The organism is Arthrobacter sp. NPDC058097 (assembly GCF_042884885.1).
Lineage (GTDB): Bacteria > Actinomycetota > Actinomycetes > Actinomycetales > Micrococcaceae > Arthrobacter.
In genome coordinates this window covers 120499-138370 of sequence record NZ_JBHVSZ010000003.1, presented here as the reverse complement: position 1 = coordinate 138370, position 17872 = coordinate 120499, and the positions used below count along the sequence as shown (strand labels likewise).

Annotated in this window: 15 protein-coding genes; 2 read left to right on the top strand and 13 right to left on the bottom strand. The window is 68.6% G+C overall.

Annotated elements, in window-relative coordinates; all coding sequences use genetic code 11:
- The 13 genes from ACFVTE_RS07145 to ACFVTE_RS07085 form a co-directional block, all read right to left on the bottom strand.
- Positions 1 to 1110: a phosphotransferase gene (locus tag ACFVTE_RS07145; RefSeq protein WP_387098609.1), complete on the bottom strand. Its 1110-nt coding sequence runs from the start codon at positions 1108 to 1110 to the stop codon at positions 1 to 3.
- On the bottom strand, positions 1107 to 2390 hold the full coding sequence (locus tag ACFVTE_RS07140) for an aminoglycoside phosphotransferase family protein (RefSeq protein ID WP_387098607.1): 1284 nt from the start codon (positions 2388 to 2390) through the stop codon (positions 1107 to 1109). Before ACFVTE_RS07140 ends, ACFVTE_RS07145 begins: the two co-directional genes overlap by 4 nt.
- The gene (locus tag ACFVTE_RS07135) at positions 2387 to 4264 is read right to left on the bottom strand and encodes an ABC transporter ATP-binding protein (RefSeq protein ID WP_387098605.1); all 1878 of its coding nucleotides are present in this window, start codon (positions 4262 to 4264) and stop codon (positions 2387 to 2389) included. Before ACFVTE_RS07135 ends, ACFVTE_RS07140 begins: the two co-directional genes overlap by 4 nt.
- A complete protein-coding gene (locus ACFVTE_RS07130; protein WP_387098603.1) occupies positions 4264 to 5508 on the bottom strand; it encodes a glycosyltransferase family 4 protein in 1245 nt (414 codons plus the stop codon). Before ACFVTE_RS07130 ends, ACFVTE_RS07135 begins: the two co-directional genes overlap by 1 nt.
- Positions 5508 to 6725 (bottom strand): glycosyltransferase, encoded by a 1218-nt coding sequence (locus tag ACFVTE_RS07125; protein ID WP_387098601.1) that lies wholly within the window; start codon positions 6723 to 6725, stop codon positions 5508 to 5510. Before ACFVTE_RS07125 ends, ACFVTE_RS07130 begins: the two co-directional genes overlap by 1 nt.
- Positions 6712 to 7956: a glycosyltransferase family protein gene (locus ACFVTE_RS07120; RefSeq protein WP_387098599.1), complete on the bottom strand. Its 1245-nt coding sequence runs from the start codon at positions 7954 to 7956 to the stop codon at positions 6712 to 6714. Before ACFVTE_RS07120 ends, ACFVTE_RS07125 begins: the two co-directional genes overlap by 14 nt.
- Before the next feature lie 361 nt (positions 7957 to 8317).
- On the bottom strand, positions 8318 to 9292 hold the full coding sequence (locus tag ACFVTE_RS07115) for an SRPBCC family protein (RefSeq protein WP_387098597.1): 975 nt from the start codon (positions 9290 to 9292) through the stop codon (positions 8318 to 8320).
- Positions 9293 to 9563: 271 nt separating this feature from the next.
- Complete coding sequence (locus tag ACFVTE_RS07110; protein ID WP_387098595.1) at positions 9564 to 10145, bottom strand: AAA family ATPase; 582 nt, start codon at positions 10143 to 10145, stop codon at positions 9564 to 9566.
- A 353-nt stretch (positions 10146 to 10498) separates the two neighbouring features.
- Positions 10499 to 10621 (bottom strand): type B 50S ribosomal protein L36, encoded by a 123-nt coding sequence (ykgO, locus tag ACFVTE_RS07105; protein ID WP_387098593.1) that lies wholly within the window; start codon positions 10619 to 10621, stop codon positions 10499 to 10501.
- 13 nt (positions 10622 to 10634) lie between these two features.
- On the bottom strand, positions 10635 to 11705 hold the full coding sequence (locus tag ACFVTE_RS07100; RefSeq protein ID WP_387098591.1) for a GTP-binding protein: 1071 nt from the start codon (positions 11703 to 11705) through the stop codon (positions 10635 to 10637).
- A gap of 89 nt (positions 11706 to 11794) precedes the next feature.
- The gene (locus ACFVTE_RS07095) at positions 11795 to 12637 is read right to left on the bottom strand and encodes a PhzF family phenazine biosynthesis protein (RefSeq protein WP_387098589.1); all 843 of its coding nucleotides are present in this window, start codon (positions 12635 to 12637) and stop codon (positions 11795 to 11797) included.
- 170 nt (positions 12638 to 12807) lie between these two features.
- Positions 12808 to 13326, bottom strand: coding sequence for a YbaK/EbsC family protein (locus tag ACFVTE_RS07090; RefSeq protein ID WP_387098587.1), 519 nt, complete (start codon positions 13324 to 13326; stop codon positions 12808 to 12810).
- Entirely contained in the window at positions 13323 to 13847 is a 525-nt protein-coding gene (locus ACFVTE_RS07085; RefSeq protein ID WP_387098585.1) for a hypothetical protein, read from the bottom strand. Before ACFVTE_RS07085 ends, ACFVTE_RS07090 begins: the two co-directional genes overlap by 4 nt.
- A gap of 133 nt (positions 13848 to 13980) precedes the next feature.
- On the opposite strand from ACFVTE_RS07085, the gene ACFVTE_RS07080 reads away from it, so the two are divergent.
- Entirely contained in the window at positions 13981 to 15726 is a 1746-nt protein-coding gene (locus ACFVTE_RS07080; RefSeq protein ID WP_387098583.1) for an ABC transporter ATP-binding protein, read from the top strand.
- Positions 15723 to 17768, top strand: coding sequence for an ABC transporter ATP-binding protein (locus ACFVTE_RS07075; RefSeq protein WP_387098581.1), 2046 nt, complete (start codon positions 15723 to 15725; stop codon positions 17766 to 17768). The genes ACFVTE_RS07080 and ACFVTE_RS07075 overlap by 4 nt, the downstream gene beginning before the upstream one ends.
- The last annotated feature ends 104 nt before the right edge of the window (positions 17769 to 17872 follow it).

Here is a 17872-nt window from a genome sequence, read left to right as displayed (position 1 = left end):
TCAGGTTCCAGTCTCTGCCTGTTCCGGCTGGCCCCGGCCCTGGCTCATCAGGTATCGCACCGACCAGGATCCCCACGGCGGCCGGAAGGAGTACATGCAGGCCAGCCTGAGCCGGGCGGAGGCGGCGTACGCCTCGAACCGGTCCGGGCTGACGTGCAGGCGGCTGGCCGCGGACACGACGCTTGCGTGGGCGATGGCAAAACGCTGCCCACTCAGGAGGTTCTGCCTCCGCCGCAGTTCCAGATGCACATCCAGGTTGGCCAGGTCCAGGGCGGCCTCTGCCCGGCAGGCCTCATCGAAATCCAGCAGCCCCGGCGTTCCGGCGTCGTCGGTGCCCAGTATCTGCTTGTCATGAAGGTCTCCGTGCGCCCACCCGAGGGGGTCGGAGGGCCCGGCCAGAAGGGCGGCCGTGACGTCGTCGGCCTGTGCCAGGAGCGCGGCGCGTCCCTGCTCTGCCTCGGGGATCCCTGCGCTGTGGAGCAGCCAGTGGTCGATCCACCGCCGCAACTTGACCAGTTCTTCCTCGGCATCGTGCAGCGGAAGCTGCTCCAGACTGGTCCGGAAATCGGAGCTGCTGGCGCGGGCAACAGTCTCCGCCCAGGCCTGCGACCAATCAGCCCACATGCCGGCAAAGAACCCGTCCGGGACAGTGGCATGGTCCTGGCCGAGCTCATGGTACGGCCGCCCCTCCACCCGGCTGAAGACCAGGACATCAGGCCGGGCCGCGGTCATCAGCGGCGTTCTGAAGCGGCCGCCGGCCAGGGACGCGGTGGCCAGCACGTGGCTTATGGTCGCCGCCTCCGACTGGTCAGGCCGGAACACTTTGATGTAGGTGTCGCCCGCACGGAGGACGGCCCGCTTGTGGGCGCGGTGGACCACTGTTTCGCCCTTGGGCGACTCGTGGGCAAGGGCGGGAAGCTTGGAGTCGTCCGCGTCTACCGGGACAAACCGGCCTTCGCGGAAGAACCCGCCCCGCACCCCGGGATGGCCGGGCGACTGCACCTCCAGGACGTACCGGCCGGCCGCCACGCCGGGCCACGAACGGCTCACGAGCCACTCTTTTCCTGCAGGGTCGGTCACCCGGCGGGGGACGGGCGGATGCCAGGTCATGGGATCAGCTCCCTTGCCCGCCGCAGATGCCAGGACATGTCCTCGGCCCAGTCCGGGGACCTGTCGCGGAAGGGGTCAACGCTGCTGTTGAAGAGCCGGAAGGCCGCCCAGGCATCCACCCCGGGTTGCGTGAACCGGCCGCCGGCCTGGCGGTAGCCTTCGGTGAGCCGGGCCGTCTTGGGGCCACCGGCCGGGCTGCCGACAGGAGCGCAGGCAGGAGCACCGCCAGGTGCGCCCCCGGATGCCGGCAGCGCTGTCTCTTCCGCCGCGGCGAACGACCCCAGATCGGCCTCGGCCGTCCCGGCATGTGCCCGGTCGAAGTCGATGAGCCGGACCTCCGAGCCTCCCACCAGCACCTGGTCGGGGGAGAAGTCGCCGTGCACCAGGGCCTGGGACCCTGCCCGGTCCGGCAGGAGCGAGCCGAGTTCAGCCTCGATGCGCCGGGCCGGTTCCTCGAGTCCGGGCAACAGGGAGGCGATCATGCTGCGCGTCGCCCGCAGCTGCGCGGTGATGCCCGCCGCCTGCAAGCCCCGCGCCGGAATGCCGTGCAGCCTGGCCAGGGCTTCCCCGGCAGCGAAGGCGCTGGAATCGTCGTCGAGCCCTGCAAGGTCACCGCCGCCCCACGCGAGGCAGGCGGTCACGCCGTGTTCCAGGCATTCCGCGTCCCCCAGCTGGGGGAGGAGCGGAACCCCATTGCGCTCGAGCCGGTCCAGGAAGTGGGCTTGCTGCCCGGGGCCGGCGGGCTTGGCGGCCGTTTTGATAACGACGGCGGTGCCCGCGTTTTGCGCGAAGAGCACCAGGCGCCGCTCGGGTTTGTAGCGGAGCACGCTGCCGCCGCCGAGCAGGCCTGCGGCAGCGCCAGGATTAAGCCCCAGCCGTTCGGCGCCGTGCTCGCGCAGCCAGGCGAGATTCTTGTGCAATGCCCAGTCGTCCTCCACGCCGCCCACGCCCACCAGCGTCTCCGGGTGCAAGGAATCGGGCCTAAGGACGCGCATGTTCCCGCCGCGGGACCGTGACGTGCTTTCGCGTCGCAGGAGCTTGGTGGACGGGTCGGCCAGGGTATAGGCCCAGCCGTAGTCGAAGCTGCCGTTGCGGATCCTGCGGAACGCCACCAGCAGGGAGGTGCCGGGCTTGTAGCGGACGCGGGTCACGCGGACGGTTTCGCCGAGGAGCCCGGACAGGCGGGCGTTGTCCAGCAGCCAGGGAAGGGCGGGCAGTGCGGCGTCGCGGTTGGCCAGCGACCGGTCAGGGTTGCCGGACCCGGAAGGCGAGGTGTTCACGGCACCTCCTGTTGAAGTTCACTGTCGGTCTTAAGTTCACCCGTCGCCGCGTTGTCGGGTGCCTCGTCCTCGATCCAGCGCGCAAAGCGGGAGCCGGGATTCCGGAGCAGGTCCTCGGGCCGGCCAGCTTCAGTGATGCGGCCGTGCTCCAGCCAGATGATGCGGTCGCAGGAGCGGGCGGAGTGGGCGTCGTGGGTGATGGTGATGGAGGTGCGCTCGCGGGTCAGGGCGGCGAGGGCCTGCAGGACGGAGTTCCGTGAAACCGGGTCCAGCCCGGCGGTGGCCTCGTCCAGGATGACGATGGGTGCCTGCCGGAGGATGGCCCGGGCAATGGCGATGCGTTGCCGCTGGCCGCCGGAGAGATCCTTCGCGGCCTCACCGAGCACGGTGTCGTACCCGTTCGGCAGGGCACGGATGAAGCCGTCCGCCTGGGCCAGTACGGCGGCCTCCTCGATCTCTGCGTCCGTGGCGTCCAGCCGGCCGAAGCGGATGTTGTCCCGCACCGAGGTTCCGAAGAGCACGGAGTCCTGCAAGAGGATGGACACGTGCGAGCGGACGGACGCGATACGGAGATCGCGCAGGTCCTCGCCGCCCACACGGACGGACCCGGTGCCGGGGTCGATCATGCGCAGGATCAGTGAAGCCAGCGTGGACTTGCCGGCGCCGGAGGGGCCCAGGATGGCCAGGTGCTCGCCCGCCGGAATCAGAAGGGTGATCCCGTGCAGCACCGTCCCTTCTCCGTGCCCGGCGGAGACGTTCTCCAGCACGATGTCCGGGGCTGGGTTGTTAAGGGTCCGGGCGCGGGGGTTCTCGGGCAGGTCGGTCTGGGCTTCGAGGAGGTCGGCCACGCGTTCGCCGGAGGCGGTGGCGCGCGCGATCCGGCCGGTCTGCTTGGCCAGGTCCTTGAGCGGCTTCATCCCGGTCTTGAGGTACATCAGGAACACCACCAGGTCTCCGGGGGTTATGGCGTGTTCCAGCACCCGCCAGCCGCCGCCGGCCAGGACCACGGCGGTGGCGACGCCGATGAGAACGTCGGTGCGGCGTTCGAGCCCGGCCGCGAGCCGCAGCGCCGCAACGCCGGTGCCCAGCGTGGCCTGGTTGCTCTTGCGGAAGCCGGAGCTGATGGTGTCCTCGAGCCCGTAGGCCTGGACTTCGCGGATGGCGCCGAGGGTCTGGGCGGCGGTGGTGGCCAGGTTTCCTTCGCCCTTCCGCGAGTTGCCGGCCGCTGCGGTGATCCGCCCGGAGCTGGACCGGGAGAGGAGCGCGAACACCCCGCCGGCCAGGAACACCACCAGCGCAAGCAGCGGGTCGAGCCACAGCAGGATGCCTGTCATCAGGACCAGGGTGATCGTGTTGCCGAGCAGCGGCAGCCCGGCGGTGACGGCCACTTCCTGCAGCCGGGAGACGTCGCCCACCAGCCGCTGGACGGTGTCGCCGGTGGAGGCGCGGGTGTGGTGGCGCATGGACAGGCTCTGCACGTGGCGGAAGGCGCGGGCGCGCAGGTCTGCTGCGACCCGGGATCCGATGAGAGCGAAACAGACCGCGGACCAGTAGTTGGCTATCGCCCGCCCAACGGCGATCGCCACCACAAAGGCGCCGCACAGGACCAGGGTCTGAACGCTGGCGTCCATGGAGGGCCCGGGCTTGCGCAGCGTCGCGCCCAAGGCGCGGGAGACGGCGTCCACCACCATCTTCACCGGCCACGGCTCCACCAAACGGAAGAGGACGTCGAACGCCAAGGCGGCAAAGCCGCCCGCCATCAGCCACCGGTGCCCGCGCAGATGCGGACGCACACACCGCAGCGTCCGCCGCAACCCCGACGCCGGCTGGGCTGGCCGGGCAAAGTGGGCAGTGCGGGCGGAGTGCGCGCTCATCAGGCCACGTCCTGGTGTCGGGGCAGCCCCGCCGTGATGCGGGACAGCACGCCGTCCCAGCTGTAGAGTCCGGCGGCGGCCGCCCTCGCCTGCGTGCCCAGCCGGTCCCGCAGCGCGGAGTCAGCACCGAGGCGCAGCAGCGCAGCAGCGAAAGCCGACGCATCGCCGGGCGGAACGAGCAGGCCCGTGCGCCCGTCTTCCAGGATGGAGGGTATCTGGCCCACCGCCGTGGCCACGATCGGCATGCCGGCGGCCAGGTACTCGTAGACCTTCAGCGGTGAAAAGTAGTCGTCCCGGCCAGGTACAGGCTGCGGGTACGGGGCAGCGGCGGCATCGCATTCGTGCAGCAGCCCGGGCACGGAATCCGGAGGCACCGCACCGGTGAACTCCGCATCCACGCCCAGCCCGGCTGCCGCCCGTTCGAGATCCTGCCTGCCGGGGCCGTCGCCAATGATCTTCACGGCCCACCGCCCGTCAGCACCCGCCCCGGCGTTGGCCAGTGCCACCGCCGTGAGCAGGGCGGGAACACCGTGCCAGGGTTTCAGGGTGCCCACGAACCCCACAGTGAGCCGGCGCGGGCGGCGGCGGCCGCGTGGCCGGGGCCGGATCCGTTCCGTGTTCACGCCGTTCGGCGCCAGCAGAGTTTTGGCGCCCGGCACCCTGTCCTGCACCCACCGCACCACAGGTTCCGAGACGGAGGCGACAGCGTCGGCGGCCAGGGCGTTGCGGTGCAGCATGGCCTCGGCCAGGCGGCGGTCAAACAGCTGCCGGTACCGCTGCTGCTCCTCGATCAGGGGCGAATTGACCTCCAGGACAGACGGGACCCGGAGGGCTCCGGTGACCGTGGCCAGCACCTCGCTGAACAGGGAATATCGTTCGTAAACCACGTCGCAGCCGTCGCGGACCACTGCCGCGGCCAGGGCCGCGGCCGCCTCCCCAATGGCTCGCTCCCGCTCCTCCCCGGAAGACGGACCTGCCCCGGGAGCGGGTGCTGCTCGAGGATCCGGCCCGGCCGCTGAAACAGATCCTGGCCCGGTGGCCGCGTAAACGCGGCGGGGCGGGATTTCGACAACGGGAAGCCCGGCCAGGTCCGCCGGCCGGTCGGTTCCGGCACGGGTGCAGTAGACCGTGACATCGGCCCCGGCCCGGCGCCAGGCACGGACGATCTCCTGTATATGCACCGAGGAGCCCTTGGTGCCGAAGACCGGAACGCCGGGGTCGGCGCACACGTAGGCGACGCGCATCAGGCCGCCCTCCTTGCGTCCAGCGACAGGGCCCGCAGTGCCTCCGCCTGCCGCCGCGCGTCGTAGTCCTTCTCGATCAGGGCGCGCGCGTTGCGGGCCAGTGCCACCCGGTCCGTGTCCGGGGAACTGATGCGGCGGATCGCCTGGGCCAGCAAATGGGGCTGGCCGGGCCGCGTCAGGATTCCGGTGTGCCCGTTCCGGACCGCCTCCGGGATGCCGGTCACTGCCGTGGAGATGCAGGGGACGCCGGCGGCCATGGCTTCCAGCAGGACTGTGGGCATCCCGTCGGCGTTGCCGTCCGAGCCCACCACGCAGGGCGCGATGAACGCATCGGCCGAGTCCAGCAGCTCGTGCACCTGGTCCTGGGTCTGCGGCCCGAGCAGCTGCACGTGCCGGTCCAGCCCGAGCTCTTCGATCGTGCACTGCAGCCGCTCGGCCAGCACGCCCGTGCCGGCGATCCGCAGGTCCAGCGGGAAACCCTGGGACACCAGCTCCGCGGCGGCCGGCAGCAAATGCTGGAAACCCTTCTTCTCCACGAGCCGTCCCACCGCGGCCACCCGCACGGTCGGCCCAACCGGGCGGGGGTCCCGGTAGGGGAAGCGGTCCAGTTCAAGGCCGTTCCGCACCAGGTGGAGGCGGGAGGTGACGTCCGGGAAGCGGCGCCGCAGAAAGCGCAGGTTGTACTCGCTGATGGTCACGGAGTGGTGGGCCTGGGCGAACTTGGTCCGGAGGTCGTCGTCGACGGTCTCAACGAAAATGTCCACCGCGTGGGCCGTGAAGGAATAGGGGATGCCGGTGATGGCCGAGGCGAGCCTCGCCACGGTGGTGGGGATTGATGCGAAGTGAACGTGCAGGTGCCGGACGTTGCGGTGCTGCAGGGCGATGGCGAGGTTGATGGCCTGAAGGGCATCGTTGGTGTCCATGGTGGCCAGTTCCGCGAACATCCGGGACACAGCGGGGGCAAGTCCGGCGGCTTCCGCAGCGCGGAAGGTCTCCCAGACGCGCTCGGCACTTTTAGGGCGGACAATATACGTCACGGGCGCCCTGACGCGCGCCAGCTCGGGATGGAAGCGCTGGTCGTTGCACGGGCGCAGGGAGAAGATTTCGATCCTGTCCCCGGCGGCCTCGCGTGCCAGGATCTCCGAGACAATGAACGTCTCCGAGAACCGCGGGTACATCTTCAGGATGTAGGCGGTGGCGGGTTCAGACTGCAGCATGGGCCGCACCTTCCCGGATTCCCGCGGCGGACGCCGGCGACTCGGCGGGGCGGGGCGGGTTCTGGGCGCCAGCCTGGAGCAGCACGGGCTGCAGCAGCTCGGCGGCCAACTGCGGGACGCGGACCAGCCCGTTGAGCCGCGCCCGCCTCCTGTCCACCCTGGTGCCCAGCCGCCGGGTGAGCCAGCCGGAGAGGATCCCAGGTGTGAGCGTGCCGATCTCGTGGTAGTCCAGGTATCCCGCGGACGCCAGGGAAGCGGCCCGGATGCGCTGCTCGGACCGGGAATGCGTGCGCGGCACAATCAATGCGGGAACGTCGGTGCTCATGATCTCGCAGACCGTGTTGTAGCCGCCCATCGACACAATGGCACCCGCAGCGCGCAGGTGGAGAACCATGTCATCGAGCCGCTCGACAATCCTGACCCCGCCCGGTGCCCGCCGGCGCAGGTCTGCCAGCTGGTCGGCCGGCATCTGGGGTCCGGCCACGACCAGGTGTCCAGTGCCCGGCGGCAGTTCGGCAGCCGAAGCCAGAACTGCCAGCGCGTGCCCGTCGGCGCCGCCGCCGACGGTGGTCAGGACATAGGGGCCGGGCGTGGTGACTGTCCCCGGACCCGCCGGCCTGCCGGCCGCGAGGTATCCGGTGTACCGGATCAGGCTCTGCATGGATGGCGGAATTTCTCCCGCGGCCACGGGGTCGTGGACTGCGGGGTCGCCGTAGACCCAGATGGCGTCGAAGAGGTCGGTGACCAGGGACGCGCCGCCAGCCCTCTCCCACTCGGCGAGGGCCGCCGCGGGCGCGTCCAGGATCTCGCGCAGCCCGAGCACCGTGCGCACCGCGCCGGCCGAGCGTGCGTGGCGCAGGGCCACTTCCAGTTCGCGGTGGATCCCCGTCGCGTGGCGGTCAACCACCACCAGGTCGGGGAGGAAGCTGCCCAGTACGGATTCGAGCAGGCCCGCCCGGAGGGAGACGAGGTCCTGCATCGGGACGGTGAGGCTGCGGGGCTGGTAGCCGTCGGGGCTCTTTTCCACTCCAGGCAGGATGACCCAGTCCCAGCCGTGCGGAGCATCGAAACCCGGGGCTAATGCGGTGCCGGAAATGAGGAGGCCGGTCACGTCCCGGCCCGTCAGGTAGGGAAGCTGGTTACTCAGGGCATGGGCCAGCGCGAGATTGCGCCGCACGTGACCCAGACCCACGGAGTCGTGTGAATAGAGAACAATTCTTAAGCGTTCCATGTGGGCCCCCAACAGCTGCCGGTTCCCGACGGGAATGTTGTATTTCGGCAAGCCGCAATGAGAAGACTTAATCGGAATTGAGAGAATATTAAAGAACTCTCAGATATGTCCCGGGCGCGCGGTATCGCTGCCGCAACGCTGCGGTATTAAGTTGTGCTTGCCCGGCGGAATGGCCGGGCAGGAAATGTCTGCACGTGTGTCCCCCGGCGCTGGGGGAGAAGGTGAATCCCACGTTGCCACCGCTTGCCGTGCAGGTCAATCCTCAAATTAATGCGTTGAATCGCCCGTAATTACGGCGCCAAATGGACAAAAACGACGGCGGGTTGCCCCGCCGTCGTTTTGGGTTTTAGCCGCGTGCCGGTTAGTGCTGGCCGGACGTGCCGCCCACGGGTGGGACGGTGCCGGGCCCGCCGTCTTCCCATTCGGCCCGGTCGGCGGCACTCCGGGTGTCGCTGGCCGCCGTCCCGTCCGAGTCGTCCTCGTCGTCGATCAGTCCGTTGGTCTGGTCGAAGGGGTGGGCGATGTTCTCCTCCGTCAGCGCCGAGCCGGCGCCTGCCGCGGTTCCAGCCGCGGTCCCGCCAGCAACGGTGGCCGCCGCAGTTCCGCCGGAGAAGCCCGGCGTATCGGTCGTGTCGGTGACGACTGTGGTTTCGGTGTACTCCCGTTCCACCGGGACAACTGCTTCATCCACGACAGCGGCTTCGTCCACGACATACACAGTGTCGGCGTCCTTGTCCTTGCTGCCCGCGGCAACGGCCGCCGCCGCTCCTGCTGCAGCAGCCACTCCGGCAGCCGCCGCAACCTTGCCGGAGACGCCCGCCTTGCCGCTGTCCCCGAGCGACCCGGCTGCATGCTCAACGCCCGGCGTGCCCACCGAGCCGCCTTCGTTGACCGAGCCCCGCCAGGCGCCGCTGGCATAGCCCTCGTCCTCGATGAAGGCCTTGAACCTCTTGAGGTCGGCCTCGGCCTGGTGCTCCACGACGTGCAGCTTGTCGCCGACCTTCTCCACGAGCCCCTCGGGTTCATAGTCGATGAACAGCTTGATGGAAGTCTGCCCGCCGCCCACGTCCTCGAACTCCACCGAGCCGGCATTGGTGGCGCCCTCGGTGGCGGCCCAGGCAACCTTCTGGTCCGGCTTCTGCTCGAGGATCCGTGCCTCCCACTTGCGCTTCACGCCTGCGATCTCGGCCACCCACTCGAGCCGGTCGTCGCTGAGCTGGGTCACTTTCTTGACGCCGCCCATGAAGTGCGGAAAGTCTTCGAACTGGGTCCACTGGTTGTATGCCGTGCTGACCGGCACGTTCACCAGAATGCGCTTCTCAACCCTCGTGCTCATAGTGTCTCCTTCGTCGAAGTGAACAGATGATGGTCCGGTAATCCGAAGTCATCAGCATGCTTACTATATCTTCGACGGCGGAGCGTGGCCAGACCGGGAGGCGCCGGAGTGTGGTGTCGGGGCGGAAACGTGAAGCCTCCGCGCGAATCAAGGGACTCAAGCGCGGAGGCTTCCAGCACTCCATTTTTGGGGGGAAAGAGGAGAGCTGGCACAAATGTACAGCCGGCACGAATTTTAGGAAGCCAAATCCGGCCGTTTCGGAAATTCTTGACTAAACCTTGAGTAGGCGCTGCGAATGGACGGCGTCAACCAGCCTGGCGAGCACATCGTCCGGGCGGCCGCCGGCGTCGATCTTCACCATGTCCGCGTACTCCGGCAGCGCGCGGTAGGCGTTCCGCAGGGCGGTCAGCTCGGCCACCGATTCCTCGTCCGTGCCGCGGGCGACGATCCGCCGGTGCGCGGTTTCGGGGCTCACATCCAGGTGGAGGACCAGGTCCGTGGCGGGCAGCGTGCGGAGCAGCCAGGGGAGAAGCCGCCCGCGGCGCAGGCCCCTCGCCTCGCGAAGCGCCAGCTGGCAGTGCAGGTGCCGGTCCATGACCACGAGCCCCTCGAAGCGCGATGCACGTACCTGCGACACCAGCACAGTGAACAGCCGCACGGTGGTTTCCGCCGCGTCGGCCAGGCGGTCGGGCAGCCGGATGCCGAAGCGGCTGCTGAGCAGGGACATCCGCCGCCGGCCCGCATAGTTGCTCAGCAAAAGTGCGTTCCTGCCCTCTGCCCGGGCTGCGGCAACCAGGGAGCGGGCCGCCGTCGTCTTTCCCGAACCGTCGATTCCTGTCAGAACAATGAGCATGTGGCCTCCTTCCGTCCCCCTGTCCAACGGGCGGGGGCCCGGCAACGTTGCGGCTTTGAGGCGCACCTCACGTTGCTGGTCCGGTCCGCAGCGGCACCACACCCCAAGACGTACGACGGCGGGGGCTGCAGAATCTTGCAGCGATCCTTACGTAAAATCGCGCCATTCTTGAGCGTTGCGCGGGACAGTGTTCCGCAGGGGCCGTGCAGAAGCGCCGCGGCCCCGCAAGAGAACCCGATACGAAGGCCACCATCGGGATCACCCACGAAGACCACGGACTGGGACGGGCAGGCGCAATGGGGCGCCGGCCCGTCCCCGGCAGCACACTCTGCCAGTGCGTCGCGCCGGCAGGCTCAGCCCTGGCGGGCCTTCATCCTCGGATTCTTCTTGTTGATGACAAACGTCTTTCCGCGGCGGCGCACCACCTGGGCTCCGGGCATCTTCTTCAGCGCACGCAGTGAGTTCCGTACCTTCATTAGCTTTGCTCCTTTATGTGGTGGTTGTCGGATCAGTTTGTCCGGATGGGCCCTGATGGATCGTCCAGGGGCCGAGCCCGGCAGCCATTTCGGCGTCGGTGAGTTCGCAGGACGCCAGCAGCTTTGCGATTTCGTCCGCGTCCAGGCCGTCGCCGGTGGCGGCGAGCAGTGTCCCGCGGCTCCCCGGGTCCGGTCGCAGTTCAGGCAGCCACGGCCCCGTGTTCTCCAGCCATATGCGCGGGCCTACGCCCTGGATGGCGATCCGGCAATCCGGTGCGCTTGCTATCCAGAGATGGCCGCGCAGCCAGCAGCATCCGGCTGCTAGGCTGCCCAGGGCGTGGCGGAACCTTTCCGGATGGAGCGGGCGCCGGGCCCGGTGGGTGACGGTGAACGGCCCACCGCACCTGCGGGCAGTCTGCACCGTTCCGGGAATGGTCCTGCCAATGGCGGCGGCGTAGTCATGGCGGCGTTGCTGGATGCGGGTGGCGTCTTCGGCGAGGTCGGCGTGAGGTGCCAGTTCGCGGAGCAGTTCCAGGCCCCGGGCCCGCCCGTCGGGATCCACGGGGAGCACGTCGGGTTCTGCGGCGAGGATGGTGTCGCAGAACGAAAGCTCCCCGATGATGAACTCGCCCGAGGTCCGCTCGTCATCGGCGACGGGTGTGAAGCCGGACTCGAACAGGGTGTGGTGGTCCCAGATGTGGTCCTCCACGCAATCCGGCGCGCAGGCGTGCACGGCAGAGGTGACCCTGCCATCCCCGCCGAGTTCCTGCCTAAGGGCGACGATTGCGGTTGCCGCCGGCACGCCTGGCGGCAACCCCACAATGACGTGTTGTTCGCCGCCCGCCAACAGTTGCCTGACGGCCGGCACGACTTCGAGGCGCACCCTGCAGCCCAGGCAGGCGTGTTCCAGGACAGTTTCCTGCCGCTGCCCCGGACGGTCATGGCGGAAGGTGCGGCGGACAACGGTGCCGTTTTCCAGGAGGTCATGGACGACGACGGCGGCGGAAGGGTGTGCAGCGGCCAGCGCCTCGCATGCCTGCTGGCGGCAGAGGGCGTCGAGGGAGCTGAGGACGGTCAAGATCATGCATCCAGCATAATGAGAACCATTCTCATATACAACTGGTTGATGCTGCCCCCTGTTCTGCTGGGCGCCGGGGCCCGCCCCGCGCGGAATTACAGGAAGGCGCTACCGCGGATGACGGTGCGGCTTGTGCCGCCCACCCAGATACTGTCGCCCTCGGTGGTGATGGTCAGCCGGCCGCCGCGGCCCAGGACTGTGCCCTGGCTGACGGTGTAGTTGCCCTCGGCCACGCCTGAACCGATCAGCCATTGTGCGAGGCCAGCGTTCAGGCTGCCGGTGACCGGGTCCTCGGGGATGTCCAGGCCCGGAACGAAGCCGCGGACCTCGAAGTCCGCCGGGCCGCCGTCTCCGTAGGCGCCAATGACACCTACGTTCAACTTCCCCATGGCCGCGAAGTCGGGCGCCAGGTCGAGCACCTGCCGGGCCGAGGCCAGCCGGATGCCGAGCCAGCCCGGGCCGTTGTCCACCCAGTTGCTGTCCAGCACCTGCTCGGCCGGAATGCCCAGGCTGACGATGGCCTGCTCCAGCACTTCGGGCTCCACGGGACCGGAACGGCGCAGCGGCGGGGCTTCGAAAAACTGTTCGTCCGTGGTCTGGCTAATTTTGACGAGCCCCACCTCGCACTCCTGTACGAGTTCGCCGGAGCGCCGCGGCTGTCCGCCGTTCTCCAGCCACGCGTGCGCGGAGCCGAGGGTGGGATGGCCCGCGAAGGGAAGCTCGGAGGCCGGCGTGAAGATCCGCAGCCGGTAGTCAGCTTCAGGCTGCGTGGGCTTCAGGAGGAAGGTGGTCTCGGAGAGGTTGGTCCAGTTGGCGAAGCTCTGCATCTGCTCGGCGGTCAGGCCGTCGGCGTTATGGACGACGGCGACCGGGTTGCCGGGCTTTGGCCCGGGGGCGAAAACGTCGACCTGCGAGAAGGGATATTCGGTGACGGCCATGGTGCTCTTTCTCTGGACTTCAATCTCTGGGGACTGCGGGCTCGGGGTTTGCTGCCGGCTTCGGCGGGCCCACGATTCACGGTAGGCAGCAGCGCAGGCCGCACACCAGAGCCAATCCGGGAAAGTGGCCTGCCCCTGGGAATCTGCCCGGCGATCCAGGCAGCACAGTCTCAGTCGCCCGGCACCCCAGCCTGCTCGCGGGGCGTGGCGAGTCCGTCCACCACCTCGACCCCAGGCAGTTTCAGGAGCTCGGCCGGGTCGAGGACGATCTTGCTGGACCTGTTGCCGCCGCCCATGACCACCCGCGGCACGTCCATCACGGCGCGGTCAACGTACACGGGCAGCCCGGAGATACCGGGCACGGTGACCCCGCCCACCAGCATGCCGGTCAGTGCGGTGGTGGTCTCGGCGTCGGCAAAGGATGCCCGCTTGACGTCGAGCAGGGCCCGGACGGAACGGTTCACGTCCAGCCGGGTGGTGCCCAGGACCACGCACACGGCGTGCCGGGCAGGCTCCACTTTCTTGGAGGCAACCAGGATGGTGTTGGCGGCCTGCTCGAGGCTGAAGCCGTAGTGGGCGCAGAACTGGGCGGTGTCGGCCAGTTCGGGCAAACATCCGAGGACCTCGTGGGCCACGCCATGCACGGCCAGGGCCTCGGCCACGGCGGGCAGGAGGAGCGTGTCGCTCACAGGAGTTCTCCTTTGAGGGCGGTGTTTTTGAAGGCGGCGTTCTTGAGGACAGTGCCTTCAAGGACAGTGTCCGCGTTGGAAGCTGCCGGCACCGGATAAACGGGACCGCGGCGGACCAGGAAGAACCGGTTGGACGCGGGGAGCCACATCAGCGTGGCGCCGGCCAGGGTCAGGAGCAGGCCGGCGAGGATCAAGGCCGTCAGGTCGACGGGTGCGCCGAGCGCCGACAGGGCCGCGGCGACACTGAGAAGAATCCGGGCCCAGCGTGCGCCGTGCAGCAGATGCTGGGCGGCAAGGACCTGCAGGGCAGTGAGCGGCACGGCAAACGCCACGAGGTAGGGCACGGCCCAGTCGGGGATCGACTGGCCAAAGTCGATTCCCGCCACCTCGAGAATGACGGGCATCATGCCGGCCACTACGGCGCTGGCCACCCAGCAGGCTGCCGAGAGCCGGACAGCTGCCGGTGCGTTTGCTAAACCGATGTTTCCGGGCTCGCCAAAGCCCAACTGTTGATCGCTCAATGAAGTCCCCATTCTTCAATTTGCGGTGTTTCCGGATTCCCGGCGATGGCCCCAGCCTACAGGCTGTCCCAAGCCGCCGGACGTACACTGGCCTTCCCATCATTTCGAGGACCTGCTGCGAGGGTGCATCTGGATGCTTTGGAAGCTTCTTGTCCGGTACCTGCAGCCGCAACGGCGGCTGCTGGTCGCCGTCGTTGTTTTTCAGCTGGCACAGTCCATTGCATCCCTTTATCTCCCGACGCTGAACGCGGACATTATTGACCTGGGCGTGGCCCGGGGGGACACCGGGTACATCCTGCGCGTCGGCAGTTTGATGCTGTTCATTACCCTGCTGCAGATCGCGTGCGCGGTGACGGCGGTGTACTTCGGGGCGAAGGCGGCGATGGGGATGGGGCGCCACCTGCGCGGGGCGATCTTTACCCGGGTGGGCGGGTTTTCTGAGCAGGAGGTTACCCGGTTCGGCCCGGCCAGCCTGATCACGCGGTCCACGAACGACGTGCAGCAGGTGCAGCAGCTGGTGCTGATGTCCGCCACGCTGATGGTGGCCGCGCCCATGCTCAGCATCGGCGGTGTGGTGATGGCTGTCCGGCAAGACGCCCAGTTGTCGTGGCTGATCGCGGTGAGCGTGCCGGCGCTGCTGATCGGCGTCGGGCTGATCGTGAGCCGGATGGTGCCGCTGTTCCGCCTGATGCAGCTGCGGAGCGACGCCGTTAACAGGGTGCTCCGCGAGCAGCTGGCCGGCATCCGGGTGGTGCGGGCGTTTGTGCGCGAGGACCTGGAGACCGAGCGGTTCGCCGGTGCCAATGCGGACGTCACGGACACCGCGCTGCGGGCCGGGCGGCTGATGGCGCTCGCTTTTCCCGTGGTGATGCTGGTGCTGAACGTGTCCAGCGTGGCGGTGATCTGGTTCGGCTCGTTCCGGATCGAGGACGGCTCCATGCAGGTGGGAACGCTGGTGGCGTTCCTCAGCTACCTGCTGCAGATTTTGATGTCGGTCATGATGGCCACGTTCATGGCGGTGATGATCCCGCGTGCGGCCGTCTCTGCGGACCGGATCGGGGAGGTGCTGGAGACGGAGTCGTCCGTGCGGCCGCCGGTGAACCCGGTGGTATTCGGGTCTGACAGTGGCACCGCCCGCGGTGAGCTGGAAATGCGCGACGTCGGATTCGCCTACCCGGGTGCCGAACGGCCGGTCCTCAGCGGCGTCAGTTTCACCGCCGCCGCGGGCAGGACGACGGCGGTCATCGGCAGCACGGGCTCTGGGAAGACCACCCTGGTGAACCTCATGCCGCGGCTGTTCGACGCCACCTCCGGGTCGGTGCGGATGGGCGGCGTGGACGTGCGGGAGCTGCACCCGGACCTGCTGTGGGGGCACATCGGCCTGGTACCGCAGCGGCCGTACCTGTTTTCCGGGACCGTGCGGAGCAACCTGCTGTACGGCAAACCGGACGCCACCGAGGAGGAGCTGTGGCACGCGCTGGCCACCGCGCAGGCCGCGGATTTCGTGCGCGAGATGGAGGGCGGCCTGGACGCGCCGGTCTTCCAGGGCGGCACCAACGTGTCCGGTGGGCAGCGGCAGCGGCTGGCGATCGCCCGGGCGCTGGTGAAGCGGCCCGAGCTGTACATCTTTGACGACTCGTTTTCCTCGCTGGACACCGCCACAGACGCCCGGCTCCGGCAAGCGCTGCGGCGGGGCACCGCCGGTGCAACGCTTGTGATCATCGCGCAGCGCGTCTCCAGCATCGTGGACGCGGACCAGATTCTGGTGCTCGACGGCGGCAGGATCGTCGGGCGCGGAACGCACAGCGAGCTTTTGGAGACGTCGGAGACGTACCGAGAGATCGTGTCCTCCCAGCTGGCGGCGGAGGAGGCGGCATGAGCACTGCCCGCGGAACCCAGCCGGCCCCCGAAAAGGGAGCAAGCGGGCCCGGCGGCCCCGGAACGGGTGCTGCCCCCGGAACCCGCCCGGCCGACGTCGTACGCATTCCCCGGCCGGCGGGAGGACCGGGACGCGGCGGACCGTTTGCCGGGATGAATGTCCCGGCGGAGAAGGCGATGAACTTCGGGCCGTCGGCCCGGCGGCTGCTGGGGGAGCTGCGCCCCGAGCGGGCGTGGCTGGCGCTGGTACTGGCGCTCGCCGTCGTAAGCGTTGCGTTTTCGGTGACGGGGCCGCGGCTGCTGGGCGAGGGCACCAACCTGATCTTCGCCGGCGTGGTGTCCAAGAACCTGCCGGCGGGGGCGAGCAAGGAGCAGGTGATCGCCGGGCTGCGGGCATCCGGGCAGGATGCGCAGGCGGACATGCTGGGGGCGATGACGCTGACGCCGGGCGCGGGGATCGACTTCGCGGCGCTGGCTAACGTGCTGCTGTGGGCACTGGCGCTGTATGTGCTGGCGTCGGCGTTCGGCTGGATCCAGGCGTATGTGCTCAACGGTGTGGTGCAGCGGACCGTGTACCGGCTGCGGGAGCGGATCGAGGCCAAGATCCACCGGCTGCCGCTGCGGTACTTCGACTCAATCCAGCGCGGCGAGCTGCTCAGTCGGGTGACGAACGACGTGGACAACATCTCGCAGAGCCTGCAGCAGTCGATCAGCCAGGCTGTCACTTCCTTGCTCACCGTGCTGGGAGTGCTGGTGATGATGTTCCTGCTCTCGCCCGTGCTGGCGCTGATTGCGCTGGTGACGGTGCCGCTGACGCTGGTGACGACGGCGCTGATCGCCAAGCGCTCGCAGAAGCTGTTCGTGGCGCAGTGGAAGCACACGGGGGAGCTGAACGGGCAGATCGAGGAGACGTACACGGGGCACGCGCTGGTGAAGGTGTTCGGCCGGCAGCGTGAGGTGGAGGAGCGGTTCCGGGAGAAGAACGCGGAGCTGTTCGCGGCGAGCTTCGGGGCGCAGTTCATTTCCGGCCTGATCATGCCGGCGCTGACGTTCATCGGGAACCTGGTGTACGTGGGGATTGCGGTGGTGGGCGGGCTGCAGGTGGCGTCCGGGGCCATGCAGCTGGGTGACGTGCAGGCGTTCATCCAGTATTCGCGGCAGTTCACGCAGCCGCTGGCGCAGCTCGGGTCGATGGCCAACCTGCTGCAGTCCGGCGTCGCGTCGGCGGAGCGGGTGTTCGAGCTGCTGGACGAGGAGGAGCAGTCTTCGGAAGCTTCCGGGTCTGCTGCTTCCGGCGGGCGGGGCCGGCTGGTGTTCGAGAACGTCTCCTTCTCCTACTCACCGGACAAGCCGCTGATTTCTTCTCTCAGCCTCGTGGCGGAGCCGGGGCAGACGGTGGCGATCGTCGGCCCCACCGGGGCCGGCAAGACCACCCTGGTGAACCTGATGATGCGGTTCTACGAACTGGATGCCGGGCGGATAACGCTCGACGGCGTGGACATCACCTCTGTTCCCCGGCGCGAGCTGCGCTCGCGGATGGGCATGGTGCTGCAGGATACGTGGCTGTTCGGCGGGACCATCCGGGACAACATCGCGTACGGCCGGCCTACTGCTACTGAAGCCGAGATCGTGGAGGCCGCGCAGGCAACGTACGTTGACCGGTTCGTGCGCGCGCTGCCGGAGGGGTACGACACAGTGCTCGAGGACGAGGGCTCGAATGTTTCCGCCGGTGAGAAGCAGCTGCTGACGATTGCGCGGGCGTTCCTGTCCCGGCCGTCGGTGCTGATCCTGGACGAGGCGACGTCCTCCGTGGATACGCGGACGGAGCTGCTGGTGCAGAAGGCGATGAGCGCCTTGCGGTCGGACCGGACTTCGTTTGTCATTGCGCACCGCCTGTCCACCATCCGCGACGCCGACCTCATCCTGGTGATGGAGGCCGGACAGATCGTGGAGCAGGGGACTCATGCATCTCTCTTGGCCACGGGCGGGGCGTATGCGCGGCTGTACGAGGCGCAGTTCGCGGCGCCTGCGGCGGAGGTTTAACTGGGGCATTCGGGTGGTCTGAGCGCGAACGGACAGTTGTGGCCCTGCTGGAGCTGGGTCACCGACCTGCGCTCCGATGTAGCAATTGAGGCACGGCGGATTCA

Excerpts from the sequence above, each read along its gene's own strand:
- ACFVTE_RS07075 (WP_387098581.1), top strand. The coding sequence starts at position 15,723 with ATGAGCACTGCCCGCGGAACCCAGCCGGCCCCCGAAAAGGGAGCAAGC.
- ACFVTE_RS07095 (WP_387098589.1), bottom strand. The coding sequence starts at position 12,637 with ATGGCCGTCACCGAATATCCCTTCTCGCAGGTCGACGTTTTCGCCCCC.
- ACFVTE_RS07145 (WP_387098609.1), bottom strand. The coding sequence starts at position 1,110 with ATGACCTGGCATCCGCCCGTCCCCCGCCGGGTGACCGACCCTGCAGGA.
- ACFVTE_RS07135 (WP_387098605.1), bottom strand. The coding sequence starts at position 4,264 with ATGAGCGCGCACTCCGCCCGCACTGCCCACTTTGCCCGGCCAGCCCAG.
- ACFVTE_RS07120 (WP_387098599.1), bottom strand. The coding sequence starts at position 7,956 with ATGGAACGCTTAAGAATTGTTCTCTATTCACACGACTCCGTGGGTCTG.
- ACFVTE_RS07100 (WP_387098591.1), bottom strand. The coding sequence starts at position 11,705 with ATGATCTTGACCGTCCTCAGCTCCCTCGACGCCCTCTGCCGCCAGCAG.
- ykgO (WP_387098593.1), bottom strand. The coding sequence starts at position 10,621 with ATGAAGGTACGGAACTCACTGCGTGCGCTGAAGAAGATGCCCGGAGCC.
- ACFVTE_RS07080 (WP_387098583.1), top strand. The coding sequence starts at position 13,981 with ATGCTTTGGAAGCTTCTTGTCCGGTACCTGCAGCCGCAACGGCGGCTG.
- ACFVTE_RS07110 (WP_387098595.1), bottom strand. The coding sequence starts at position 10,145 with ATGCTCATTGTTCTGACAGGAATCGACGGTTCGGGAAAGACGACGGCG.
- ACFVTE_RS07115 (WP_387098597.1), bottom strand. The coding sequence starts at position 9,292 with ATGAGCACGAGGGTTGAGAAGCGCATTCTGGTGAACGTGCCGGTCAGC.
- ACFVTE_RS07125 (WP_387098601.1), bottom strand. The coding sequence starts at position 6,725 with ATGCTGCAGTCTGAACCCGCCACCGCCTACATCCTGAAGATGTACCCG.
- ACFVTE_RS07130 (WP_387098603.1), bottom strand. The coding sequence starts at position 5,508 with ATGCGCGTCGCCTACGTGTGCGCCGACCCCGGCGTTCCGGTCTTCGGC.